The 23,423-nt window shown below is 62.1% G+C and carries 20 protein-coding genes; 13 read left to right on the top strand and 7 right to left on the bottom strand.

The annotated features are described in order from the left end of the window. Nucleotides 1-17: 17 nt before the first annotated feature. The 3 genes from purB (at nt 18) to ACFQ6H_RS14960 (ending at nt 3,363) form a co-directional block, all read left to right on the top strand. Nucleotides 18-1,439: an adenylosuccinate lyase gene (gene purB, locus ACFQ6H_RS14970; RefSeq protein ID WP_378535344.1), complete on the top strand. Its 1,422-nt coding sequence runs from the start codon at nt 18-20 to the stop codon at nt 1,437-1,439. 66 nt (nt 1,440-1,505) lie between these two features. Continuing rightward, nucleotides 1,506-1,919 (top strand): HIT family protein, encoded by a 414-nt coding sequence (locus ACFQ6H_RS14965; protein ID WP_378646954.1) that lies wholly within the window; start codon nt 1,506-1,508, stop codon nt 1,917-1,919. 55 nt (nt 1,920-1,974) lie between these two features. Further along, the gene (locus tag ACFQ6H_RS14960; protein WP_378646952.1) at nt 1,975-3,363 is read left to right on the top strand and encodes a DUF1254 domain-containing protein; all 1,389 of its coding nucleotides are present in this window, start codon (nt 1,975-1,977) and stop codon (nt 3,361-3,363) included. Nucleotides 3,364-3,405: 42 nt separating this feature from the next. Here ACFQ6H_RS14960 and fes read toward each other — a convergent pair whose 3' ends face one another. Beyond that, entirely contained in the window at nt 3,406-4,626 is a 1,221-nt protein-coding gene (gene fes, locus ACFQ6H_RS14955) for an enterochelin esterase (protein WP_378646950.1), read from the bottom strand. A gap of 81 nt (nt 4,627-4,707) precedes the next feature. Between fes and fepB the strand changes: the two genes are divergently transcribed. The 3 genes from fepB (at nt 4,708) to ACFQ6H_RS14940 (ending at nt 7,787) form a co-directional block, all read left to right on the top strand. Next, complete coding sequence (gene fepB / locus ACFQ6H_RS14950; RefSeq protein WP_378646948.1) at nt 4,708-5,703, top strand: Fe2+-enterobactin ABC transporter substrate-binding protein; 996 nt, start codon at nt 4,708-4,710, stop codon at nt 5,701-5,703. A gap of 147 nt (nt 5,704-5,850) precedes the next feature. Continuing rightward, nucleotides 5,851-7,128 carry a sensor histidine kinase gene (locus ACFQ6H_RS14945; RefSeq protein ID WP_378646946.1) on the top strand — a complete coding sequence of 426 codons (1,278 nt, stop codon included), beginning with the start codon at nt 5,851-5,853 and terminating at the stop codon, nt 7,126-7,128. Then, nucleotides 7,125-7,787: a response regulator gene (locus ACFQ6H_RS14940; protein WP_378535357.1), complete on the top strand. Its 663-nt coding sequence runs from the start codon at nt 7,125-7,127 to the stop codon at nt 7,785-7,787. Before ACFQ6H_RS14945 ends, ACFQ6H_RS14940 begins: the two co-directional genes overlap by 4 nt. A 92-nt stretch (nt 7,788-7,879) precedes the next feature. Here the strand turns inward: ACFQ6H_RS14940 and ACFQ6H_RS14935 are convergent, their stop codons facing one another. After that, nucleotides 7,880-8,812: a tyrosine-protein phosphatase gene (locus tag ACFQ6H_RS14935; RefSeq protein WP_378646943.1), complete on the bottom strand. Its 933-nt coding sequence runs from the start codon at nt 8,810-8,812 to the stop codon at nt 7,880-7,882. A gap of 248 nt (nt 8,813-9,060) precedes the next feature. On the opposite strand from ACFQ6H_RS14935, the gene ACFQ6H_RS14930 reads away from it, so the two are divergent. The 3 genes from ACFQ6H_RS14930 to ACFQ6H_RS14920 all read left to right on the top strand — a co-directional run bounded on the left by ACFQ6H_RS14930 (nt 9,061) and on the right by ACFQ6H_RS14920 (nt 13,255). Continuing rightward, nucleotides 9,061-10,095: an ABC transporter substrate-binding protein gene (locus ACFQ6H_RS14930; protein ID WP_378646941.1), complete on the top strand. Its 1,035-nt coding sequence runs from the start codon at nt 9,061-9,063 to the stop codon at nt 10,093-10,095. Between the two features lie 155 nt (nt 10,096-10,250). After that, nucleotides 10,251-11,144: a phosphoribosylaminoimidazolesuccinocarboxamide synthase gene (locus tag ACFQ6H_RS14925; RefSeq protein WP_050655449.1), complete on the top strand. Its 894-nt coding sequence runs from the start codon at nt 10,251-10,253 to the stop codon at nt 11,142-11,144. Beyond that, nucleotides 11,141-13,255 (top strand): S9 family peptidase, encoded by a 2,115-nt coding sequence (locus tag ACFQ6H_RS14920; protein ID WP_378646939.1) that lies wholly within the window; start codon nt 11,141-11,143, stop codon nt 13,253-13,255. The genes ACFQ6H_RS14925 and ACFQ6H_RS14920 overlap by 4 nt, the downstream gene beginning before the upstream one ends. Before the next feature lie 28 nt (nt 13,256-13,283). Here the strand turns inward: ACFQ6H_RS14920 and ACFQ6H_RS14915 are convergent, their stop codons facing one another. Together ACFQ6H_RS14915 and ACFQ6H_RS14910 are read right to left on the bottom strand one after the other, a co-directional pair. Further along, on the bottom strand, nt 13,284-13,973 hold the full coding sequence (locus ACFQ6H_RS14915) for a response regulator (protein WP_003945570.1): 690 nt from the start codon (nt 13,971-13,973) through the stop codon (nt 13,284-13,286). Beyond that, complete coding sequence (locus ACFQ6H_RS14910; RefSeq protein ID WP_378535369.1) at nt 13,970-15,556, bottom strand: ATP-binding protein; 1,587 nt, start codon at nt 15,554-15,556, stop codon at nt 13,970-13,972. The genes ACFQ6H_RS14915 and ACFQ6H_RS14910 overlap by 4 nt, the downstream gene beginning before the upstream one ends. Before the next feature lie 119 nt (nt 15,557-15,675). On the opposite strand from ACFQ6H_RS14910, the gene ACFQ6H_RS14905 reads away from it, so the two are divergent. After that, a complete protein-coding gene (locus ACFQ6H_RS14905; RefSeq protein WP_378448841.1) occupies nt 15,676-17,088 on the top strand; it encodes a cation:dicarboxylate symporter family transporter in 1,413 nt (470 codons plus the stop codon). 131 nt (nt 17,089-17,219) lie between these two features. Here the strand turns inward: ACFQ6H_RS14905 and ACFQ6H_RS14900 are convergent, their stop codons facing one another. From ACFQ6H_RS14900 to ACFQ6H_RS14890, 3 genes are all read right to left on the bottom strand, one after another. After that, nucleotides 17,220-18,443: an acyl-CoA dehydrogenase family protein gene (locus ACFQ6H_RS14900; RefSeq protein ID WP_378646937.1), complete on the bottom strand. Its 1,224-nt coding sequence runs from the start codon at nt 18,441-18,443 to the stop codon at nt 17,220-17,222. Next, nucleotides 18,440-19,717, bottom strand: a complete 1,278-nt coding sequence (locus ACFQ6H_RS14895; RefSeq protein WP_378646935.1) for an acyl-CoA dehydrogenase family protein — start codon at nt 19,715-19,717, stop codon at nt 18,440-18,442. Before ACFQ6H_RS14895 ends, ACFQ6H_RS14900 begins: the two co-directional genes overlap by 4 nt. Before the next feature lie 125 nt (nt 19,718-19,842). Further along, the gene (locus tag ACFQ6H_RS14890) at nt 19,843-20,667 is read right to left on the bottom strand and encodes a sucrase ferredoxin (protein WP_378646934.1); all 825 of its coding nucleotides are present in this window, start codon (nt 20,665-20,667) and stop codon (nt 19,843-19,845) included. A gap of 277 nt (nt 20,668-20,944) precedes the next feature. On the opposite strand from ACFQ6H_RS14890, the gene ACFQ6H_RS14885 reads away from it, so the two are divergent. The 3 genes from ACFQ6H_RS14885 to ACFQ6H_RS14875 all read left to right on the top strand — a co-directional run bounded on the left by ACFQ6H_RS14885 (nt 20,945) and on the right by ACFQ6H_RS14875 (nt 23,255). Continuing rightward, complete coding sequence (locus ACFQ6H_RS14885) at nt 20,945-21,880, top strand: ABC transporter substrate-binding protein (RefSeq protein ID WP_378646933.1); 936 nt, start codon at nt 20,945-20,947, stop codon at nt 21,878-21,880. Nucleotides 21,881-21,927: 47 nt separating this feature from the next. Then, nucleotides 21,928-22,425 carry a glutathione peroxidase gene (locus ACFQ6H_RS14880; protein ID WP_003945816.1) on the top strand — a complete coding sequence of 166 codons (498 nt, stop codon included), beginning with the start codon at nt 21,928-21,930 and terminating at the stop codon, nt 22,423-22,425. Between the two features lie 125 nt (nt 22,426-22,550). Beyond that, nucleotides 22,551-23,255 carry a DUF2334 domain-containing protein gene (locus ACFQ6H_RS14875; protein ID WP_378535379.1) on the top strand — a complete coding sequence of 235 codons (705 nt, stop codon included), beginning with the start codon at nt 22,551-22,553 and terminating at the stop codon, nt 23,253-23,255. The last annotated feature ends 168 nt before the right edge of the window (nt 23,256-23,423 follow it).

Raw genomic sequence — 23,423 nt, 5'->3', positions numbered from 1 at the left:
CGTTAGACTGAGGCCTCGTGAGCCGCATCCCGAATGTCCTTGCCAACCGTTACGCCAGCCCCGAGCTTGTTGCTCTGTGGTCTCCCGAGTACAAGATCGTGCTCGAGCGTCAATTGTGGGTGGCGGTGTTGCGTGCGCAGGCAGAGTTGGGCATCGACATTCCGGCCGGCGCCATCGACGACTACGAGCGCGTCATCGACAACGTCGACCTCGAGTCCATCGCGGACCGCGAGCGGGTCACCCGCCACGACGTGAAGGCACGCATCGAGGAATTCAATGCACTCGCCGGTCACGAGCAGGTCCACAAGGGCATGACCAGCCGTGACCTCACCGAGAACGTCGAGCAGCTGCAGATCGTGCGTTCACTCGAACACGTCTACAACCACGGCATCGCCGTCGCCGCCCGCCTGGGTGAGCGCGCTGCCGAGTACTCGTCCATCGTGATGGCCGGACGCTCACACAACGTCGCAGCTCAGGCCACCACCTTGGGCAAGCGTTTCGCTTCGGCCGCCGACGAGCTGCTGGTAGCACTGACGCGTCTGCGCCAGCTGATCGACCGCTACCCGCTGCGCGGGATCAAGGGCCCGATGGGTACCGCTCAGGACATGCTCGATCTGCTCGACGGCGATGCGGCCAAGCTCGATCAGCTCGAAGCGAAGGTCGCCGAGCACCTCGGATTCGCGCACGTACTGACCAGCGTCGGCCAGGTGTACCCGCGTTCCCTCGACCACGACGTCATCTCCGCGCTCGTCCAGGTCGGCGCGGGACCGTCGTCGTTTGCACACACGATCCGCCTGATGGCCGGCCACGAGCTGGTCACCGAAGGCTTCCAGCCCGGCCAGGTGGGCAGCTCGGCGATGCCGCACAAGATGAACACCCGCTCGTGCGAGCGCGTCAACGGACTGCAGGTGATCCTGCGCGGATACGGCTCCATGGCAGCCGAGCTCGCGGGTGCACAGTGGAACGAGGGCGACGTCTTCTGCTCCGTCGTGCGTCGCGTCGCTCTACCGGACGCGTTCTTCGCGATCGACGGCATGTTCGAGACCTTCCTGACCGTGCTGATCGAGATGGGTGCCTACCCGGCCGTCATCGAGAAGGAACTGACGCGGTACCTGCCGTTCCTCGCCACGACGCGCGTGCTGATGGCTGCCGTGCGCGCCGGCGTCGGACGCGAGACCGCACACGAGGCGATCAAGGAGAACGCCGTGGCAGTTGCACTCGCGATGCGTGAAGAGGGCAAGGAGCCCGATCTGCTCGATCGCCTCGCCGCCGACGACCGTCTGCCGCTCGACCGCGCCGCACTCGACGAGGCTCTGGCCGACAAGGCAGCCTTTGTCGGTGCCGCGTCTGCTCAGGTCGACGCCGTTGTCGCCGAGGTCCGGAAACTTGTCGACGCCAACCCCGAAGCTGCGGCGTACGCGCCGTCGCCGATTCTGTAAGGGCTACGCCCCCGTGCGCCTTTCTGGTAGTGGTGACTACCAAAAAGGCGCACAGGGGCGGAGACCATGAACTGCATCTTCTGTTCCATCATCGCCGGTGAGGCCGAGGCGAGTGTCGTCTACGACGACGCGAATGTCCTTGCCTTCATGGATATTCGGCCGTTCACGTCCGGTCATCTCCTGGTCGTGCCCAAGCGTCACGCCAGCGGATTGTCCACGCTCGCCGCCGACGACGGTGCCAGGATCTTTGCGGTCGCGCAGAAGATCGCCGCGGCGATGCGTACTGGGCCTCTCCCCATCGACGGAGTGAATCTGCACCTCTCCGACGGAGCTGTTGCGGGGCAGGAAGTCTTCCACGTCCACCTGCACGTCATTCCGCGAAATCGCGGCGACGGCTTCGGCCTGCGCGCACTACCTCGCACACCCAATCGGGCAATTCTCGACAGCACGGCTGCTGTCATTCGCGACGCACTGAACTAGCGGTTCACCCGGTGCGGGTGATTCGCGCCGAGGTTTCTCCCCGCACCATCTGGGTATGGCCGACATCGAACTGACGTATTCCTCCGGAGTTGTCCCCAGAGACGGGGAGCTTCCCGCTCGCGAAAACATCGCAACGGTGTTCGACGAACTCGACTTCCAGACAGCAGTGCAGGCGTACTTGTGGGCCATCCCCATCGTGTCCTGGGCGCAGTGGATGGACGTGCATACCAACATCTTCGGAGCAACTGCGTCCGATATCGTCGTCTACCGCTCCTATCGTGACCGACTAGGCCTGATCACCGCCAACGCGACGACGCCGTACATCTTGAATTTTTTCGATCTCGGTACGACGGGTCCGTTGGTGATCGAGTTGCCGCCGGGGCCGACCGCGGGGGGCATCGCAGATTTCTGGCAACGAGAATTCGCGGTGCTCGGTGAGATGGGCCCCGATGCAGGCAATGGCGGCAAGACCCTGGTAGTCGGCCCAGACCAGAGTGCCCAGGACACAGGTGAATACACCGTTGTCCACTCCCCGATGATGCACATCATGTTCGGCCTCCGCACGCTCGATCCCGACCCGGTGCGCTCAGGTGAGTTGGTCGACGCTGTCCGGGTGTACCCCTACTCCGATCGCGAGAATCCGACTCCCACACGACTGGTCTCACCGGACGGCAAGCCCTGGAGCGGAATTCAGCCGCGGGACCTTCAGTACTGGGAACTTTTGCACGACATCGTGCAGGACGAACCTGTCGAAGAGCGCGACCGGTTCCCGATGGCGTGGCTTCGGCAGCTGGGGATGGAGAAGGGCAAACCGTTTGCCCCGGATGATCGCTTGCGGAAGATCTTGCAGCGGGCAGTCGAAGTGGGGGAGGTGTTCGCTCAGGCGAATGCGTTCGTCAAACGCTTCCCCGGTTCGCGCTACTGGCCGGATCGTCAGTGGGACTTGGCGATTGTTCTGGACAACTCCGCTCAGCGAGGCGGCAACTATGACGAGTTCTACGAACGCGCGTCGTGGTTCTACGAGGCAGTCAGCTTCTCCAAGGCGATGAAGAGTACGACGCCTGGACTCGGTCAGGCATATCTGGGTAGTTACTCCGACGCCGACGGCAACTGGTTGGACGGCGGAAACAGCTACACACTCCACGTACCTGCCGATGTCCCGGCAAAGCTGTTCTGGTCCGCGACGGTCTACTCGATCGACACGCGGTGCCTGATCGACAACGAACAAGGGCGAGGCGACCGTGGCTCGCGAGATCCCGATCTTGTTGTCAACGACGATGGTTCGGTAGATCTCTACTATGGACCGACTGCTCCGGAAGGGAAGGAATCCAATTGGGTTCAGACCATTCCGGGTCAGCACTGGTTCTCGTATTTCCGCTTCTACGGACCTCTCGAACCTTATTTCGATCGAACGTGGAAACTGGGTGACATCACGGCGGCCTAGATCACACGCACCCAGATCACATGCCCTGAGATCGTACCTATTTCACGGACTGCCGATCAGTTCGACGACGGAGTCCAGAAGAACACTGCGCCAGCACAACCAGTCGTGGCCACCGTCGAAAATTCGGTACGACACTTGCGCTCCGGCGGCCTCCAACGCCCGGGCGACGGCTGCGCTGTGCCCGACCATGTCGGACTCGTGCTTACCTACTTCGAGGACAACACGTAAGCCGTCCGGTGCACCGTCGCGCTCGACGCGTGCGGCTATGTCTCCACCCGGCGGACCGTCCTCCCCGCGCTTCAAGCCGGTCGGCCACCAGAATGAACCGGATCCACTGGCGACCAGCGCGAAGTGTTCGGGGAATTCGAGTGCTGCGAACATCGAAGCCAGGCCGCCGAAGCTCTGCCCCGAGACCACGTTTCGCGTTCGATCAGACGAGAAGGGTGTGACGGCGCGTACTTGCGGGAGTAGTTCGTGGACGACTGCGCTCCAGTATTCGCGGTTGCACGGCAATTCTTGCGAACGGCGTTGATTGTCAACGGAATCGATGGCCAGCAGAACGCAGGATTTCAGCTTGCCGGTCTGGACCGCACGATCGAAGGCGGCGCCGGCAGGCATGACCTCGGCCCAGTGGCGCCCGTCGAGAAGTATCACGAGTGGACGTTCTTCGAGAGGTGTCAATCCGTCGTCGACGGTCTCGTAGATCCACACCGGCCGCTCGACGCCCAAAGTCGAGCTGTTCCAGTTGACCTCCACGAAATTCCTGAAAGCCGGAGCATCCCAGCCGAACTGGACCGGCGCTGAGGGCATCTCGACTACGGAACGTCGTGTGTCCACGCCCGCGGAGAGCGGATTGAGTGGGTCGGCAATGCGGTGTTCGAGCAGCCCCAACCAGCGGGTGCGGCGGGTCGTGTCCTCCTTGCCTGCTCCCGGATAGTCGAACTCGTCGACTACGGACTTCGGTACCGGGATTATGCTGTAACTGCTGCGCCAGGTGTTCGAGACTTCGGCGGTGTAGAACCACACCGGACTGTCGCCGATCCGCTGCATGACGCTCAGTTGTTCCGCGTGATGGTCGGTCAGCGAATTTGCATCCAGGTAGACGCGCTCGATCTCCGTCTCCTCGGGCTGACGCCAGAGGAAGGTGACTCGAACAGTCTGTGTATCAACACTTTCGATGACCGGCGTGCCTTGTTGCACTATCCGATTCCAGGACGTCTCGATGTCGGGCGAGGCCGCGAGGGTAGCGGACAATTCAGTCACCGCCTGAGTTAGCATGAGCACAGCCTAACCTAATTTGATGGGCTTTTGAATTCGAGGAGTGGTCCGCCAGTGGGCGTCACAATGAAAAAATCGCGCACCGTGAAGGTGCTCTCCGCAGTCTTGGTAGCAGGGTTCGCCCTCGTCGGGTGTAGTTCTGCGGATGCAGATTCCGATCCTGATTCGGCTGCATCGCAGGGTAATTGGCCGCGCACGGTGGAGACGCCGAAGGGGCCGGTGGAGATAGCGTCGAAGCCGGAGAGGATCGTCTCGACCAGTGTGACGCTGACAGGCACGCTGTTGTCGATCGACGCACCGGTGGTGGCTACCGCATCGACAGGGCCGAACACCGACGTGTCGGATGCGCAGGGGTTGTTCACACAGTGGGGCGACATAGCCGAAGAACGCGGACTTGCCGTGCTGCCGATGGGCGGCGCGAATGCGGAATCCGTTCTGGCTCAGAACCCGGACCTGATCGTCGTCTCGGCGACGGGAGGCGACTCCGTCGTCGATCTGTACGAACAGTTCACGGCCATCGCTCCGACAATCGTGGTGGACTACGGCGGAAGCAGTTGGCAGGAAGTAGCCGCCGTGCTGGGTGAAGCGACAGGTCTCGAAGACAACGCCGCGGCCACGGTCGCGAAGTTCGACAGCGCAGTAGAGGCTGCCAAGGCCAAGATCACTCTTCCCCCGCAGCCGACCACTGCGCTGGTCTACTACGAGGACGGCAGCGGTGCCAATATCTGGACGCACGAGTCCGGACAGGCGAAGTTGCTCACGGCGATGGGTTTCACGGTCGCCGACATTCCAGAGTCCGCGAAGAGCAGTGAATCGATGGGTAAGCGTAAGGACATCATCCAGGTCTCGGCCGAGAATCTCTACGACGGAATCGCGGGCAACACCCTGATCTTGGTCAGCGCCGACGACGGTGCGGTGAAAGCAGTCGAGGGACTTCCCCTGTTGGCTCAGCATCCGGCGATTCGTGATCATCATGTCTATGCCGTGGGACTCGATACCTTCCGTCTCGATTACTACAGTGCAACCAATATGGTGAACCGCTTGGTCGAGCAGTTCAGCTGATCCATAAGTACTAGTACCTCCACTCCGAACTAGTCCTTTGGTAGTAACCGAGAATCGAACATTCCCTTCACGTTCGTCGAATGTGTGACCAAGTGGTGTGGGCATGCCACCATGAACGTCAATCATCGGATGCGGAATGGGGAGTGGATGTTCGACTCGGCTGGTCAGAATGCCCCGGGGCAAGCGCTGGCATCGCGAGGCTGGGGACGTTTCAGCCTGAGCAACCCGGCTACTGCGGCCGTGATCGTCGGTCTGTTGAGCGTGCCCTGGGTATTCGGCCTCGCCAGTCTCAAGTCGGAATCCGAGACGAGCAATCGAGTACTGAGCGATCCGGCAACTGTTGTCGGCATCATGGGTTTCCTGACGGTGTTGACGATTGTGGCGTGTACGCGCCGTCGGTACCCGATCGCGTACTACCTTCTGACGTTGGCAGGATCCGGCGGGTTGATGCTCTTCCTCGGCAGTCGATCGCTTGGGGCCACACCGCTTTTCTGGTTCGCGATCATGGCAGTATCCATCCGGGTGACAGGCATGCGCCTGGTCGGACTGTTGGTCCTCGGAATGGCGATGGACGTGATCATGGCGATGTATCTCACCGAACGGGACGGGCTGACAGTCGCCGAGGTTCAGGTGGGGGAGTTGCCTCACTTGTTCCTCGAGCCGGCGGCAAATACCGTGACGAGTTTTCTGGTCGTCGCAGCCATGGGAAAGATCGTCGCGCGTCTGCGAAAGCAAGCAGTGGAGAACAGTCAGGCTGTAGCCGATCTGCACCGGGACCGCGAACGCAAGATCGCGAATGCCGTTGTCGCCGAACGGCAGGACATGGCACGCGAGTTGCACGACGTCGCGGCTCACCACATGACCGGCATGATCATCCAAGCGCGTGCCGCCGACAAGTTCTTCTCGAGCAATCCCGAACAAGCGCAAGCCCTGCTGGGCGGCGTCATCGAGCAGGGTCAGCGGGCACTCAACAGCTTGCGGCAGATCGTGGGGATCCTTCGCCTGGGTGAAGAAGACCCCGATTTCCCGACGCCCATGGTCTCCGACATCGACGAGTTGGTCGATGACTGCAGGCGCACCATCTCGTCGATATCGCTGGAGAAAGTCGGCCGCTTCGACGACCTGGACAGTGGAGTTCAGTTGACCTGCTATCGGATCGTGCAGGAAGCGTTGTCGAACGTCCTTCGCCATGCGCCGGGCAGTGAGTCGAAGGTGTGTCTGAGCCGAGAAGCCGGCGCGGTGAGGGTGCGGGTGATCAATACTCTGGGAAATTCTCGCCCGGCTTCCGACGGGCAAAACCTCGGAATTGTGGGAATGCGCGAACGCGCGACGCTCATGGGTGGTCAACTGGACGCCGGACCGAATTCGGAAGGTGAGTGGGCTGTGCAGGCACTGGTGCCGGTGAACGGGAGGATCAACGCATGATCGATGTCCTTATTGCGGACGACCAGCAGGTGGTGCGGCAGGGGTTCGAGCTGTTTCTCTCCGGACATCCCGAGATTCGCGTAGTCGGGCATGCCAAGACGGGAGTCGAGGCGTACGAGCAGGTGCGTGCACTGCGTCCGGATGTCGTACTGATGGATATCCGAATGCCGCACGGCGACGGGTTGACTGCGACCAGGGAGGTTCTTGCCGAGTTTCCGGCGACCCGCGTCATCGTGATCACCACGTTCGATCTCGACGAGTACGTTTTCGAGGCGCTCGACAGCGGCGCCGCAGGGTTCTTGCTCAAAGACGCCGATCCCGAAGAGCTCTCGTCGGCCGTGTTGACCGTCGCCGAGGGTGGCTCGGTGCTTTCACCGAGATTGACGTCGAGACTGATCGTGGAGTTCGCGAGGCGCAAGCCGGCACCGATGTCCTCAGCGCGCTCCGGATCGGATCACGGTCTCAGCGCGCGTGAAATGGATGTGGTGCAGTTGCTGTCACAAGGCTTGGGAAACAACGACATCGCAGATTCCCTCAGCCTCGAGCAGAGCACGGTGAAGTCGCACATCAGCAACATCTGCAAGAAGCTACAGGTGCGAACCCGGGTGCAGATCGTCATCTGGGCGTACCGAAACAACGTGATCGCCGTATCTCGCTGACGCACGGGACGCTGCGCATCCGGCACGGCACGGGCAGAGAAGCACAGTGCCCCGGGTTCGGCCCCTCGTCGAACCCGGGGCATCTGTGTCGCTCAGCCCAGCAGTTTGGCTTTGAGTGTCATGACCGTCGCCGGGCTCAGGCCCAGGCCCTCGGTCAGATAGCGATCGACCGACCCGTAGGTCTGGTCCAACTGGGCGAGGCCGGCATCGAGATAGCTTGCCTCGACACCCAATAGAGGCTCCATGTTGACGGCCATCTGCTCGCCCAAGCTCGCCGCGATGCCCGCGCGCGTGGCCTTCATGCCCTCGGCGGTGTACTCGTTTGTCAGCAGGTAGTCGTTCACGATCACCGAGCGGTCGACGCCGGCGATGCTCAGTAGCAGAAAGGACGTCCAGCCGGTGCGGTCCTTACCTGCAGTGCAGTGGAAGACCTGTGCACCTTCGGTTTCCGCGAGGCCGGTCAGCAACTGCGCGAACCCGGCTCGCTCCGTCGCTCCGGTGACGAAGGCGCGGTTCATGTCTTGCATCATCGATCGTGAGTCCTCGGGGGACTTGATCTTCGCGACCATCTCGGCGATGTTCCCGGACAGGATCGGAATGTTCTCGTACGCAACACCGTCGGGCAGGACGTCCGGCTTGCTGGCGATCTCGGGTTCCGTGCGCAGATCGTAAACCTTTGTCAGTCCAAGCTTTTCGAGAACGCTCATGTCATCGCCCTTGGGCGTGATCGCGTTCGCGCGGTAGAAGACTCCCTTGTTCACGGGCAGACCGAAAGTTCCCGAGTATCCGCTGCCGGTGCCTGCGACATCGCGGAAGTTGTCGATCCCGATCAGCCGGGGGGCATCTGGAGTTTGCTCGGCACTGCCGAAGCTGCTGGAGCCTAGATCCAGTGAGCCGAATTGTGGAGCCGAGGGGGCAGGTTCGGCCTGTGCGATCGAGGCGCCGAAACCGGTGAAGAGAAAGCTACTGGTCAAGGTAATGGCCGCGGCAGACCGTAGTGAGCAGGTGCGCGTGGATCGGGACATGTGTGAGCCCTTCGTCGAGCGGTGAGAGTGGCGAGTCGATGAGGTATCGCGAAGGCAAGGTAGCGAGTTCGAGTGTCCGATTCGAGAGGAATCTTGCTTTGCTCCCTCTCAGTGGGAGGCGTGCTGCTCTGAGCGTGAGCGCTCGGGAGGCGCAGTTCATTCCTCGAGACCTGTGTTTGTGCAAACTCTCGCCGCCCTGATATTGGTTAGCCTCACCAAATCATTCCGGAGTAGTCCGGTGCGTTCAGATGGAGTTCAACATGCGGGTTCAAGGTCTGTCGCGGTTTCGCCGCGCAGTGGTGATCGGTGCAGCAGCTGCGCTGGCGGTCGGCGTCGCCGGCTGCAGCAACTCGGAGGAGGCGTCGTCCGAATCGTCGACGACAGCCGCGAGCTCGCAGACCCGTGTCTTCGAAGCACAAAACGGATCCATCGAGATCCCGAGCGACCCGCAGCGGATCGTGGCCTGCGGATACGCAGTTCTGCCGCTGATTCAGGCGGGAGCGAACCTGGCTGCGGTATGTGAGTGGACCCGTGAACTCGGCAACATGGACGACAAGACCAAGGCCGCTTACGAAGCTCTGCCCAAGGTCGCGCCCGACGGCAACGTCTCCCAGCTCAACTACGAGGGAATCGTCGCTGCCGAGCCCGATCTGATCGTCATGGGCGTTCCCGCTCGAGTCGAAAGTCAGTTGGACATGGCTCAGCTCGAGGCTGCTGCTCCGGTCGTCTTCCTGGGGCCGACGGTTCCCGCTGATTGGCGAGTGCTGGGCGAGCAGTTCGCCGACGCCGCCAATGTTTCCGACACCTACGGTGAGTTCAAGGGCGAGTACGACGCTCGCACCGCCGAATTGGCCGCGAAGTACAAGGACAAGCTCGGCTCGGTCACCTTCGGAGGCGTGTGCAACGTCTGCAAGCCCGAGGCTGGAACGTTCTCCCGCGAGTACGCGTCTTCGTACACAACCAACCTCTTCGACGGACTCGGCCTGCAGTTCCCCGGCACCCCTGCCGACCCGGCTGACGTCCACGTCGAACAGGTATCCATCGAGAAGATCGGCGAGAATCTCGGAAATGTCGACGTGATCGTCTACGGCCTCAACGCCGACGGCTCGATGTCTCCGCAGCTTCAGGAACTGGTCAATTCCGAACTGTGGAAGGAACTGCCCGCAGTGAAGGCCGGCAACGTCGTCCAGGTTCAGCATTCGTTGGCAGCGACCTATCAGACGGCTCTTCTGACGCTGGATTCGATCGACGAGGGCCTGTCGAAGCTGCCCGCAAACCAGTAGTTCATCGACTGTGACGGTGGCCTCTCGCCCAGTGGCGAGGGGCCACCTGCATATCCGGATGAGCAGGGCGGACAGCTCTCCGAACGGCGAGGACGCTCACCTGTCCCGGCTACCGGGGTTCTGTACGAACTGCGAACGCCCGATAGGGTGACCGGGTGCGTCCTACACTTGATTCCTACACTCATCTGGCCGGTGGCAAGGTCCGCGACCTTTACACGATCGACGACGAGCATCTGCTGCTTGTCGCGAGTGATCGGATCTCGGCCTACGACCACGTGCTCAGCACACCGATCCCGGACAAGGGCCGCGTTCTCACCGCGATGAGCGTGTTCTTCTTCAACGTCCTCGGTGGCACCAACCATCTGGCCGGTGAGCCCGACGACGATCGCATCCCGGAAGAGGTGCTCGGCCGGGCTCTCGTCGTGCGCTCCCTCGACATGGTTCCCGTCGAATGCGTCGTCCGTGGCTTCCTCACCGGCTCCGGCCTGGTCGACTACAACAACACCGGCGCAGTGTGCGGCGTCGCGCTGCCCGAGGGCCTTGTCGAGGCGTCGCGGCTGCCCGACCCGATCTTCACGCCGGCGTCCAAGGCGGCTCTCGGCGATCACGACGAGAACATCAGCTTCGAGCAGGTAGTGGAGAAGGTCGGCCTGAAGCTGGCCGTGCAGCTTCGCGAGGACACTCTCGACGTCTACGCCCGCGCCTCCAACTTCGCGGCCGATCGCGGAATCATCCTCGCGGACACCAAGCTCGAATTCGGTCTCGACTCCGCTGGAAACCTCGTGCTCGCCGACGAGGTGCTCACCCCCGACTCGTCCCGCTACTGGCCCCTCGAAGGTTACGAGGCAGGCAAGGTGCAGCCCAGTTTCGACAAGCAGTTCGTCCGCGACTGGCTCACGAGCCCAGAATCCGGTTGGGATCGAAGCTCGGACACGACTCCGCCGCCGTTGCCGCAGGAGATCGTCGATGCGACTCGCGCTCGCTACATCGAGGCGTACGAACGCATTTCCGGGTTGTCCTTCGACGATTGGGTCGGTCCCAGCGCATGAGCCTCGTCCCGCCGGTCGCAAAGAAGGTCCCCACCGAACGTACCCATCACGGACACACGTTCGTCGATGACTACGAGTGGCTGCGGGACAAGGACAATGCCGAGGTAGTCGCGTACCTCGAAGCCGAGAACGCGTACACCGACGAGCAGACAGCCGCTCTCGAGCCGTTGCGCGAGAAGATCTTCCAGGAGATCAAGTCGCGGACGCAGGAAACCGACATGTCGGTACCCACACGCATGGGCAAGTGGTGGTACTACTCGCGCAGCGTGGAAGGCAAGTCGTACACCGTCCAGTGCCGGTGTCCCATTTCCGGTGAGGACGACTGGACTCCGCCCAACCTGACGCCTGGCGTCGAGCTGGCCGACGAGCAGATCCTCATGGACGGCAATGTCGAAGCCGAAGGGCACGAGTTCTTTTCGCTCGGCGCGTTCTCCATCAGCGAGGACGGCACGTTGCTGGCGTACTCGGTCGACATCGTCGGCGACGAGCGGTACACCTTGCGGTTCAAGAACCTCGAGACCGGCGAAATGCTGGCTGACGAGATTCCCGACACCGCACCCGGTGCCACCTGGGCAATCGACCACAGTCACGTCTTCTACATGACCGTCGACGACTCCTGGCGTCCGGACACCGTGTGGCGTCACAAGCTGGGAACGCCGCAGAGCCAAGATGTTTCGGTCTTCCACGAGCCCGACGAGCGTTACTGGGTATCCGTGGGTTCGACTCGCAGCGAGAAGTACCTGATGATCTGGGTCGGGTCCAAGGTGACCAGCGAAGGCTGGATGCTGGAATCGGCGAATCCGGAAGGCGACTTCCGCGTCATTATCCCGCGTCGCGAAGGCGTCGAGTACGGGGCCGAACACGCGGTGATCGGGGGAGAGGACCGCTTCCTCATCCTCCACAACGACGTCGTCGACGGCGTCAAGGCCGAGAACTTCGTGTTGGTGGAAGCTCCGGTATCGGATCCGACGAACATGACGACGCTGATCGAGCACAGCGCCGACGTTCGACTGGAGGAAGCCGAAGCCTTTGCCGGACACCTCGTCCTGAGCTACCGCCGCGAGGCACTCACTCGTGTTGCCGTGTGGCCGTTGACGGCCGACGGCTACGGCGAACGTCACGAGATCGACTTCGACGAAGAACTCTTCAGCATCGGGATGGGGTCCAACCCGGAATGGGCGCAGCCCACCATCCGGCTCGGCTTCACGTCCTTCATCACTCCCGGGCAGGTGTATGACTACTACGTCGCCAGTGGTGAACTGGCACTGCGTAAGTCGCAGCCCGTTCTCGGTGACTTCGATGCGAGTAATTACGAGCAGCGCCGCGACTGGGCGGTGGCCGACGACGGTATCCGCATTCCGCTCTCGATCGTGAGACGCGTAGGTGCACCCGAAGGTCCCGCGCCGCTGCTGTTGTACGGCTACGGTTCCTACGAGGCGAGCATCGACCCGTCGTTCTCGGTTGCCCGGCTGTCGTTGCTCGATCGCGGTGTCGTGTTCGTGGTCGCACACGTGCGCGGCGGCGGCGAGATGGGCCGTCACTGGTACGAAAACGGCAAGACGCTCACCAAGAAGAACACCTTCACCGATTTTGTCTCTTGCGCAAAGCATTTGATCGACACCGGAGTCACAGCCGCTGATCGTATGGTTGCCGACGGTGGTAGTGCGGGCGGACTGCTGATGGGCGCTGTCGCCAACCTCGCTCCGGAACTGTTTGCCGGCATTCTCGCCAATGTTCCGTTTGTCGATCCGCTGACGTCGATTCTCGATCCGTCGCTGCCGTTGACGGTCATCGAGTGGGACGAATGGGGAGATCCGCTGCACAACAGGGACGTCTACGACTACATGCGCTCGTACAGCCCGTACGAGAACGTGGAAGCCAAGGACTATCCCGCGATTCTCGCAATCACGAGCATCAACGACACCCGTGTCCTGTACGTGGAGCCGGCCAAGTGGGTCGCAAAACTGCGGGCCACGAAGACCGGTGACGCTCCGCTACTTCTCAAGACGGAGATGAGCGCCGGACACGGCGGTGTCAGCGGTCGTTACGAGAAGTGGAAAGAGGTCGCGTTCGAGTTCGCCTGGGTGCTGGACACCGTGGGCGCGAACTAGCTTCTGTACCAATCAAGTTCGGTGACTCTCAGGTTCTGCGGTAACGAACCTGAGGGCGCCCAGCGCGCCCGTACTCGGTCTCCCGGGTGAGCATGCCGTCGTCTGCCAATTTTTCGAGGTAGCGCCAGGCTGTCACCCGGGACACTCCGACCGAGGCTGCCACCTCTGCCGCAGTCACAGGACCTTCCGAATCCCGGACGGACGCAGCGACGAGTCCGAGCGTTTGAGACGCAAAGCCTTTCGGTGCCGCTGCTCGATCGTCGGACGTTCGCAGTGCGGACATCGCGCGGTCGATGTCGTGCTGGCTGACCGCAGACTCTCCGGCGGGAAGCGCTGCACGATATTCGAGGTAGCGCTCGAGCTTGTCGCGGAACGCTGCGAAGGTGAACGGCTTGAGGAGATAGAGCACGATCCCGCGAGCGACGGCGCTTCGAACCACCTCGAGATCTCGCGCCGAGGTGACCGCGATGATGTCCGGACTCGGGCGCAACCCACCGAGGGCGGAAGCCACGTCGAGGCCGCTGGCGTCGGGCAACCCGATGTCGAGCAGGACCAGGTCGATGGGCTGGTCGGTTGCGTTTGCCGCCGTAACTGCACGCACGGCGGCGTTCCCGGAATGAACCACACCGTGGACCACGAACTCCGGCACGCGTTCGACGTACGAACGGTGCGCCTGCGCGATCAACGGTTCGTCGTCGACTATCAGGACGCGAATCATCGGGGTGCTTCCGCTTCGCGCAGCGGGATGCGGACCACCAGCATCGAGCCCATCGCCGGTTCACTGGACAGCGTGCCGCCGTGCCGTTTCACCACTTGAGAGACCAGTGCGAGTCCGAGTCCACGAGAGCCGGATTTTGTGGAGTAGCCACGGCCCTTGGCCTTTTCGAGAGCTTCGGGTGTCATTCCCGGGCCGCTGTCGGCAACGGCAACAACCATCATCGAATCCTCTTCCATTACCGTCACTTCCACCCACGGAGACTCGCTCGCGCGTGATGCGTCAATAGCATTGTCCACGAGATTGCCGACCAGCGTGACCAACTCGCGTGCATTGAGTGAAGGCACCGGACCGAGTGCGGTGTCTTCCGTGATGGTCAGGTCGACCCCGCGTTCGGCCGCTTCGCTCATTTTTCCGAGCAACAGTGCGGCCAGCGCCGGCTCGTGAACCGCATTCATCAGACGATCGATCAGCTGCTGAGACACCCGCAATTCGTTGGTGGCGAAGGCCACTGCGTCTTCGTTTCGCCCCAACTCGACCATCGTGATGATGGTGTGCAGACGATTTGCGCTCTCGTGGGCTTGGGAGCGAAGCGACTCGGCAAAACTACGCACCGAATCCAATTCTCCGAGTACGTTCTGAAGTTCGGTGTGATCGCGAATTGTCAGCACGGTGCCAATTCTGTTGCCCTCCCACTCAACCGGGTGTTGGTTGACCACCAGCACACGCTTGTCGGTGAGGTGCACTTGATCCTTGGCGGGCGATGCGTCGTCGACTCGCAAGGTCTCGGGGATGGACGAAAGCGGGACAGGTCCTTCCGGCAGGTCGAGGAGTCGACGTGCTTCGTCGTTGACGATGTCCACTTTCGCGTCCTTGCCCCGGCCTCGGCCGATCACCACCAAACCTTCACCGATGCTGTGCAGGACGGCGTCGTGGTGCTCGAACATGGTGCGGAGTTCGTCGGGAGCCATGCCCAGGGTCTGTCGCCTGATGCGCCGACTCACCAGAAGCGAACTCAAGAGCGCGGCAAGAAGACCGCCGGCAGCAACGAACAGGATGACCGGAACACTTTGGGCGAATTGCTTGCTGATCTGTTCGCGGGTGACACCGGCAGAAACCAGACCCACCAGGGTTCCGCCGGAATCGTAGACGGGAGTGACTGCGCGGATCGACGGCCCCAGCGACCCGGCGTACGTCTCCGTGAAGGTCGCGCCGGCGAGTGCGCGGTCGATGTTCCCGGTGAACAGTTGACCGATCAGTTCCGGGCTCGTGTGGGTGAACCGAGTGCGATCCGGCGCCATCACCACGATGAAATCGACGCCAGTTGCCTGTCGGATTTTCTCGGTCTGTGGTTGCAGAATCGCGGTCGGGTCTGCACTCGTCAGGGCTGCCGCCGTCGAATCCGACAGGGCGAGAGTCTGCGCTATCGAGCTCACCTGCCTGCGGATCGCGTCGTCGCTGTCTCGGCGTTCGTCGACAACCGCGAGCGCGGCCCCCACGCCGATGACCAGCGCCAACAACGCCAATTGCAGGAGCAGGATCTGTCTGGCGACGCTCATACGTCGGCCGGTCTTTCGTTCGACCATCGAGCGCCTCCTGAACGTAATGAACACAAACTTCCGGGCCCACCTGTTTGCAACAAGAATTCTCCACGACTCGAAGTGATCCCGATCACTTCACAGATATCCGATCCAAAGGACACCCCATGAGCAGCACGGCAACAGGGACAGTAGACGGTTCCCCACAGCCCGAGGGCACCAAGGCAAAGCGCGACAAGACGCATTGGCTCTACATGAGCGTCATCGTCGCGGTTATCGGCGGCATCCTCGTCGGTTGGCTCGCACCCGAGTTCGGTAAGTCCGTCGGTGTACTCGGCACGTTGTTCGTCAGCCTGATCAAGATGATGATCAGCCCGGTCATCTTCTGCACCATCGTGCTCGGCATCGGCTCGGTTCGAGCAGCGGCCAAGGTCGGCAAGGTCGGCGGCCTCGCACTCGCTTACTTCATCGGGATGTCCACCATCGCACTCGCGATCGGCCTGGGCGTCGGCAACCTGCTCAACCCGGGCAGTGGCCTGAACATCACGCCCAACGCGGCTTCTGTGGCCAAGCTTGCAGATCAGGCACACAGTGCCGGCGGCACCTGGGACTTCGTCGCGTCCATCATCCCGACGTCGATGCTGTCCTCCCTCACAGCCGGCAGCGTGCTGCAGACTCTGTTCGTCGCCCTTCTGGTCGGCTTCGCGATCCAGTCGCTCGGCAAGTCGGGCGAGCCGATCCTCAAGGCCGTCGGATACATCCAGAAGCTCGTGTTCAAGATCCTGACGATGATCCTCTGGCTCGCCCCGATCGGCGCCTTCGGAGCCATCGCCAGCGTCGTCGGCCAGACCGGTCTGAACGCCGTCGTCCAGCTCGGAACCCTGATGATCGGCTTCTACCTGACCTGCCTGATCTTCGTCTTCGGTGTTCTCGGAACGTTGCTGCGCGCGGTCACCGGATTCAACATCTTCAAGCTGGTCAAGTACTTGGCCCGTGAGTACCTGCTCATCTTCGCCACCTCGTCCTCCGAATCGGCACTGCCGCGTCTGATCGCCAAGATGGAGCACGTGGGCGTCGAGCGCACCACGGTCGGCATCGTCGTTCCCACCGGCTACTCGTTCAACCTCGACGGCACCGCGATCTACCTGACGATGGCGTCGATCTTCATCGCCGACGCCATGGGACAGCCGCTCGCCTTCGGTGAACAGCTCTCGCTGCTGGTCTTCATGATCATCGCCTCCAAGGGTGCTGCCGGAGTCAGTGGCGCCGGTCTGGCCACACTGGCCGGCGGACTGCAGAGCCATCGCCCCGAGCTTCTCGACGGCGTCGGACTCATCGTCGGAATCGACCGCTTCATGTCGGAAGCGCGAGCGATCACCAACTTCTCGGGCAACGCGGTCGCGACTCTCCTGGTCGGCGCGTGGACCAAGACGATCGACAAGGAACGCGTCATCGAGGTGCTCGACGGGAAGATCCCGTTCAACGAGGCAACGATGCTCGACGACGAGGACGAAGAGGAGCAGCACAAACTCGAGACGGCTCCGACCGGCACCAAGCAGTCGTTTGTGAGCCATCACTAGATCCGTGCGCTCTGCTGAACGTTTGACTGCGCTGCAGGCGCGGAACCCGATCTACGATCAGTGATCCTGGTCGTAACGATGAAAGAGACCGCCGCACCAACCGTGCGACGGTCTCTTTCTGTTCGTGGCCGCTATGTGTACCAGGTCGGTTCAGGAATCTCACCGGTCAGGTACTGGCTACCGACTTCACGGCGCTTGTACGCGAGCGGATCGTGAAGGGTGTGCGTCCGAATGTTGCGCCAGTAGATGTCCAGGCCGACATCGTTGGAAGTGGCTCGGGCACCGGTCAGTTCGAAGATCTTGTTGCTGATCTCCAAGGACACGTCGGCCGCGCGGAGTTTGGCGGCCGCGATGCGTACGGCGAGGTCGCCGCGAGCCTGCTCGGTGAGGTTTTCGCGAGCAGCGTGGAGTACGGCGTCGGCCTCGCGGCTGACCTGGTCCACGAAGGCCTCCGCTGCCCACAGCTTGGATTGCAAGTCGCCGTAGCCCTCACGGAGGTACCACTCGTCGGTCGCGATTTCGCGGTTGTCACCTCCGTACGGCCATGGACGCGTTCGGGTTCGGGTGTACTCGGCTGCGGTGTCCAGCGCGCCACGGGCGATCCCGAGGTAGAAGTTCGCGAACACGATCTCGATCGCCGGGAAGTTCAGGGTGTTGTAGACGAGGGGTTGGAATTCCTTGTCGACAAAGCCTGCTGCACTTGCCCAGTCGACCTCGACGTCGTTGATCTCGACACTGCCGGAATCGGTGAGGCGCTGCCCGAGGTTGTCCCAGTCTCCGCGGAAGACTATGCCGTCCTGAGCAGTCGGCACGATTGCGAACACATGCGTCGCAGTTCCGTCGATGATTCCTTCGAGCACGGTGAGGTCGGTGACTCGGCCGCCGGTGGAAAACGACTTCACGCCGTTAAATACCAGGGTGTCTCCGCGGTCCACGACGGTGAGGTCGGTGTCTCGCGGGTTAACCGCGCCGCCGAAGAAGAATCGGTTGCTCGTGTACAGCTCCTCGACAGCGGAGATCTGCGGATCGGTTCCGACCAATCTGGCAGCCCAGGCCCACAGGTAGTGGTATCCGAGCAACTGTCCGATGGAGCCGTCGGCGCGGGCGATCTCCCGAACCACCTTGTACGCGGTCTCCCATCGCTGCCCGCCGCCGCCGAACTCGACCGGACCCAGCAGTGTCACCAGACCACTGTCCTTGAGTAGCTGAACTTCTCGGAACGGCGGTTCACCGGCTCGATCACGCGCGAGTGCGTCGACGGCGAGGATGTTGCTCACCTCGCGAGCCCTGTCGATCCAGCCCTCGGATGTGTCGGGAATGCCGACGAAGACTTCGGTTTCACTGGTCACGGTCATGCCTGTACATCCTTTTCTGTCGGTGCAGTCCCGATGGCCCACACGTAAATCGGTTCGGTTCCGTTGATTTCGTAGTCGCCGACAACTTTGGATTTGAAGACGACCGGGTTGTGACTGGCCACGGTGCGGGCGTTGCGCCAGAACCGATCGAGATCGAGGTCCCGGCTCACTCCGGAAGCACCAAGTGCGTCGAAGATCTTGGCCGTGGCCGGCACGACCAGTCCGATCGAGGCGACCTGGCCTCGCCCTGAATCGATTTCGGCCGCGATGTTGGCGGCCTTCTCTTCCTCCGGCGAGCCGGAGAACGCGGCTTCGTAGGCCCATTGGGACGACTGCGCGGCGTGCAGTGCAACGGCCTCGGCTGCAAAGGCGGCAGAGGACACTTCACCGACCACTTGCTGGATCTGTGAATCCTGCGCATACCGTGGAGCGTTGCCGTGACTGAAGGTGCGAGTGCGAGCGGCAACTCGGCGAGAAATCTCGGTTGTCGCAGCCTTGGCGATGCCGGCGAGAGTGGCCAGATGGAACAGTTGATAGAACGCGGTCTGGTATTTGAATCGCGTCGAGAAGTCGAAGATGTTCTCCGGCTGGACAATCGCATTCTCGTAGACGGATGAGCCGGACCCCGTCGTCTGCTGGCCGAAGCCGTTCCAGTCGTCGCTGTGTGTGACACCGGGTTGCCTCGCCTCGACCGCGGCAATCACGAATGCGCCAGTGTCGGTGCGCTGCGAGTACAGGTCGATCCAGTCGGCGAAAATGGAACCCGTGCTGTAGAACTTGGCCCCGTTCGCCAGGAAATGATCGGCATCGGGTGCGGGCGAGACCTTGGTGTTGGCTTCGCCCAATGCAACATCGCCGATTTCGGTCCACGCGTTCCCGACCAACTGTCCCTCGGCAAAGCGTCGGAGCCAGGTATCGCGTTCAGTTCCGGGGTCGGCGACCAGTCGGTCTTCGACAAACGCGAAATGACCGCGCAATGCCTGGGTGATGTTGGAATCGGCGCTCGACAACTCGACCAACAAACGGATCAATTGTGGGATGCTCGCGCCGGATCCGCCGTGCGTGGTCGGCACCCGAACGGCGCCGAAGCCTGCCTTCTTGAGTGCGTCGATCTGTTGGAACGGAAGCACGTGGTCGCGTTCGCGTTCGACGACGGATTGTGCGATGTCCTCGAAGATCGGACGGAATTTCCCTGCCAGTGTTTCGTAGTCGACCTCACTCTTGATCGGATCTGCAGACCGGGCTACGGCATTCGGCGTCAGTGCGGTGGTCATGGAAAGAATGCAAGCTGTAATCACCAGGGGCGTCGATCCTTCATCGCGACCTGATTCGAAGTGTTGTCACTCAGCGCAAATCTCGGTTCGATGGCCTGCCGGGCAGTCGTACCGAAACTGAGTGGTCAGTGCGATTGCTCGTGAAGATGCTCGACGATCCATCCGTTCCATTCGACGGTGCCACCGGAACCACAATCATGTCGGAACGGTTGCCCTGGAGGGCCGGGACGTACGGCCACGCGAAAGTCTCTCGCTCCCAACCGGAGATCGACAGTCGTGCGTACTCCGTCCACCCTCTCGGTGACACTCTCGAGTGCGCCCGAAGCGACAATGTCGGTGGCGCGCCGGACAGCGTGCTCGGCGGCCTGAGCGGCCTGCGACAGCGCTGCCCGGCCGCGCAGGTGCGTCAGGGACAGTTCTCCGTTCAGGTACTTCTCGGCTGCATCCATCGCAGAGTTGCCGTCCAGTCGGCTGAAATAGACTGCGGCGGGCCACGCAATCATGTTGGCGGCGAAACGATCTCCACCGATGTGACTGCACTCCCACACGTCCGCGATCTGGGCCGCGTCCAGCGCCGCTACAACCGGACGGCCGAGTTCGGCGCAGCACGCATCCTTTTTCCCATGTGTGCAGACTCCGAAGAGCGGTTCCGTACGGGAGCGGCCGAAGGCGGGCTCCACTCCGGTGGCCATCGATTCGAACGGTAGTGCCGACAGGTTCTCGTATCGGTCCACCGACCCTTCCCTCATCCAGTGGCGCGTGCCGTCCGTCCACGCGAGAACGCACGTCGGGGTGAGGACCTGGCGGTTGCGGGGACGCCGGATCAGCACAACGCGGATACGACCCTGCGCTGAGTAGATTTTTTCGGTGAGCGCGTCTGGCAGAACGTCGTCCGGGGCGGACGCCGGCCAGGGCCCGGGGTGCTCGATCAACACCCACAGATGTGTCATGCCGGCGCGACCAACCATAGGTTCGCCGGCAGTCGACGACTGCCGTGTACAGGCGTGAGGGCGTCGACTGGTTTGAGGATTGGCGAAAAATTCCGAAAGGCACTGCACAGGTGCCTTCCCCACGACACCGTCGCTGTGGCAGGGGAGGGAAGACACGAAAAGGCTCCAGTTTCGTAGGTTAGGCTCACCAGACTATTGGATGGTGAATCCTTTGCTCAGCCGTGGTGAATACGCGTGGCTGTGACGGTCGGAAGCAGTCGGTGACAGGAGTGTGTGAATGAAGCGCAGTAACTCGTGTACGAGGTACGTGCTGGGTGGTTTTGTCCTCGCCGCCATCTTGGCAACTACGACTGCTTGTGGCGGTGACGATCTTGATGACCCTGGGATGCAGCCCGACGCCGTGCACGCGGTCGCCCACGCCCGCGGAACCACCGAAGTGCCGATGGATCCGCAGAGAGTTGTCGTGCTCGAGCCGGTTCAGCTCGACACGTCGGTAGCGCTGGGCGTGATTCCCGTGGGCACCGCGGTACTCAGCGAGACGACGGGCGTTCCGGCGTACCTCGGTGAGAAGGCGGCGGAGATCGAGATGGTCGGAACCGTCGCGGCACCGAACCTCGAGAAGATCGTCGCGCTGAGCCCGGATCTGATCATCGGAACGGAAACACGGCACGGGGATCTGTACGAGCAGCTCGCTGCCATCGCGCCGACCGTCTACATGGCAACTCAGACCGATCCGTGGCAGGACAACGTCCAGTTCGTCGCAGAAGCGTTGAACAAGACCGATCAGGCGGGCGAGCTGCTCGGTGACTACACGGCACGCTGCGAGGAAGTGGCGAGCAAGCACAGCACCGAGGGCAAGACCGCTCAGCTCATCCGCCCACGCGACGACGTTCTGACGCTGTACGGACCCACGTCGTTTGCCGGAAGCACTCTCGAATGTGCTGGACTCACGATTCCCGCACGCGACTGGGAGAACTCGATCTCCGTCGACCTCTCCCCGGAATTCGTCTCCGGAGCCAACGCCGACCTCATCCTGGTCACCTCCGCGAAACCGGCCGATGCCGGCACGATGCCGAAGGCCGTGGCCGACAACGCCGGATTCTTCCCGAACCCGCATCTGGTGGACATGTCCTACTGGATCACCGGCGTCGGACCGCTCGGCGGCCTCACCGTTCTGGACGACCTCGATCGCATTCTCGGAGCGTCGAATTAGCAGTGCGCGAAGGAGCAGTGCGCGAGAGAGTCGCTAAGTTGGAACCTATGACAACTCCAGTACAGAACATCGCGATCAACACTCTCGGTGGCGTGCCCACCTCGTTGGGCGAATACGACGGCCGTGCCGTGCTCGTGGTCAACGTCGCATCCAAGTGTGGACTGACCCCGCAGTACTCGGCTCTCGAGAAGCTGGCCAGTGAATACGCGGACCGCGGTCTGACCGTGATCGGTATCCCGTGCAACCAGTTCATGGGCCAGGAACCGGGCACCGCAGAAGAGATCGAGACGTTCTGCTCCACCACCTACGGCGTCACGTTCCCGCTTCTGGAGAAGATCGAGGTGAACGGCGAAAACCAGCATCCGCTGTACGCCGAACTCACCAAGGCCGCCGACGCCGAAGGCGCTGCCGGCGACATCCAGTGGAACTTCGAGAAGTTCCTGATCGGACCGGACGGCACCGTCGTCAACCGATTCCGTCCGCGGACCGAGCCTGACGCACCCGAGGTCGTCGCCGCGATCGAAGCTGCGCTTCCCAAGAACTAGTAGCTGCGCTTCCCAAGAATTAGTAGCTGCGCTTCTCGAGAACTAGTAGCTCGTTGTTGGAAACTGCCGCCGGATGATCATCCGGCGGCAGTGTGCTGTTCACCCACAGCTGCCACTATCGGAGTATGTCCGCAGAACTGATCGTGTCGGTATCCGGAATCAGAGACGAGACATGTTATCTCGCTGCCGGATTCGCTGACGAGATGGACGCTCGAGGTGTGCGTTTGTCGCTCCTGGTGGCGCCGCGACTCAAGGACAAATATCGACTTGCCGACGACGCGGTGACGACGGCCTGGCTGCGTGAGCGTCGTGAGCACGGCGACGCCATCGTTCTGCACGGTTACGACCAGGCCGCGACCAAGCGTCGTCGGGCCGAGTTCGCGACTCTGTCCAAGCACGAAGCAAAACTGCGACTACTCGCTGCGGATCGGGTCCTCGAACAGGCAGGTCTCAGGACCCGGGTGTTCGCACCGCCGCGCTGGGTGGCGTCGCCCGGTGCCATGTCGGTGTTGCCGGAGACCGGCTTTCGGACGATGGCAGGCCTCGGCGCCGTGCACGATCTGACTCGTGGAACCTTGCAGCGGGGAAGGGTTTTCGGTATCGGCGAGGGCTTCAAGGCCGAGCCGTGGTGGTGTCGTGCGTTGGTTCTCGGAGCCGGGCGCGCAGCCAAGCGTGGGGGACTGGTCAGGTTGTCGATCACCGCCAAGCAGTTGGGAAACGAGGGACCGCGCCAGGCAGTTCTCGACGCCGTCGATCTTGCTCTCTTTCACGAAGCCGCCTCGCAGGTGTATCGGTGGAACTCGCCGTCTCGAGAACTCGGCGCTGCCTGAGTTCGGCGGTTGGCAACTATTTGATAGCTAGGAGGCGGCGTCGTCTGTCCGGGTTGTCCGAGCAGGCGCACTCTTCGTATTTCTCCGCTTCTTGGCTGGTAGTGGTCCATCAAGGGGCTAATTCGGATATATCGGACGCTGAAGTGGAGAGTGGAGTCTGCCGGCTTT

The organism is Rhodococcus sp. NPDC056506 (assembly GCF_042794945.1).
Lineage (GTDB): Bacteria > Actinomycetota > Actinomycetes > Mycobacteriales > Mycobacteriaceae > Rhodococcus_F.
Note: the sequence above shows the minus strand (reverse complement) of the source record. Positions and strands in the feature narration are given on the sequence as shown.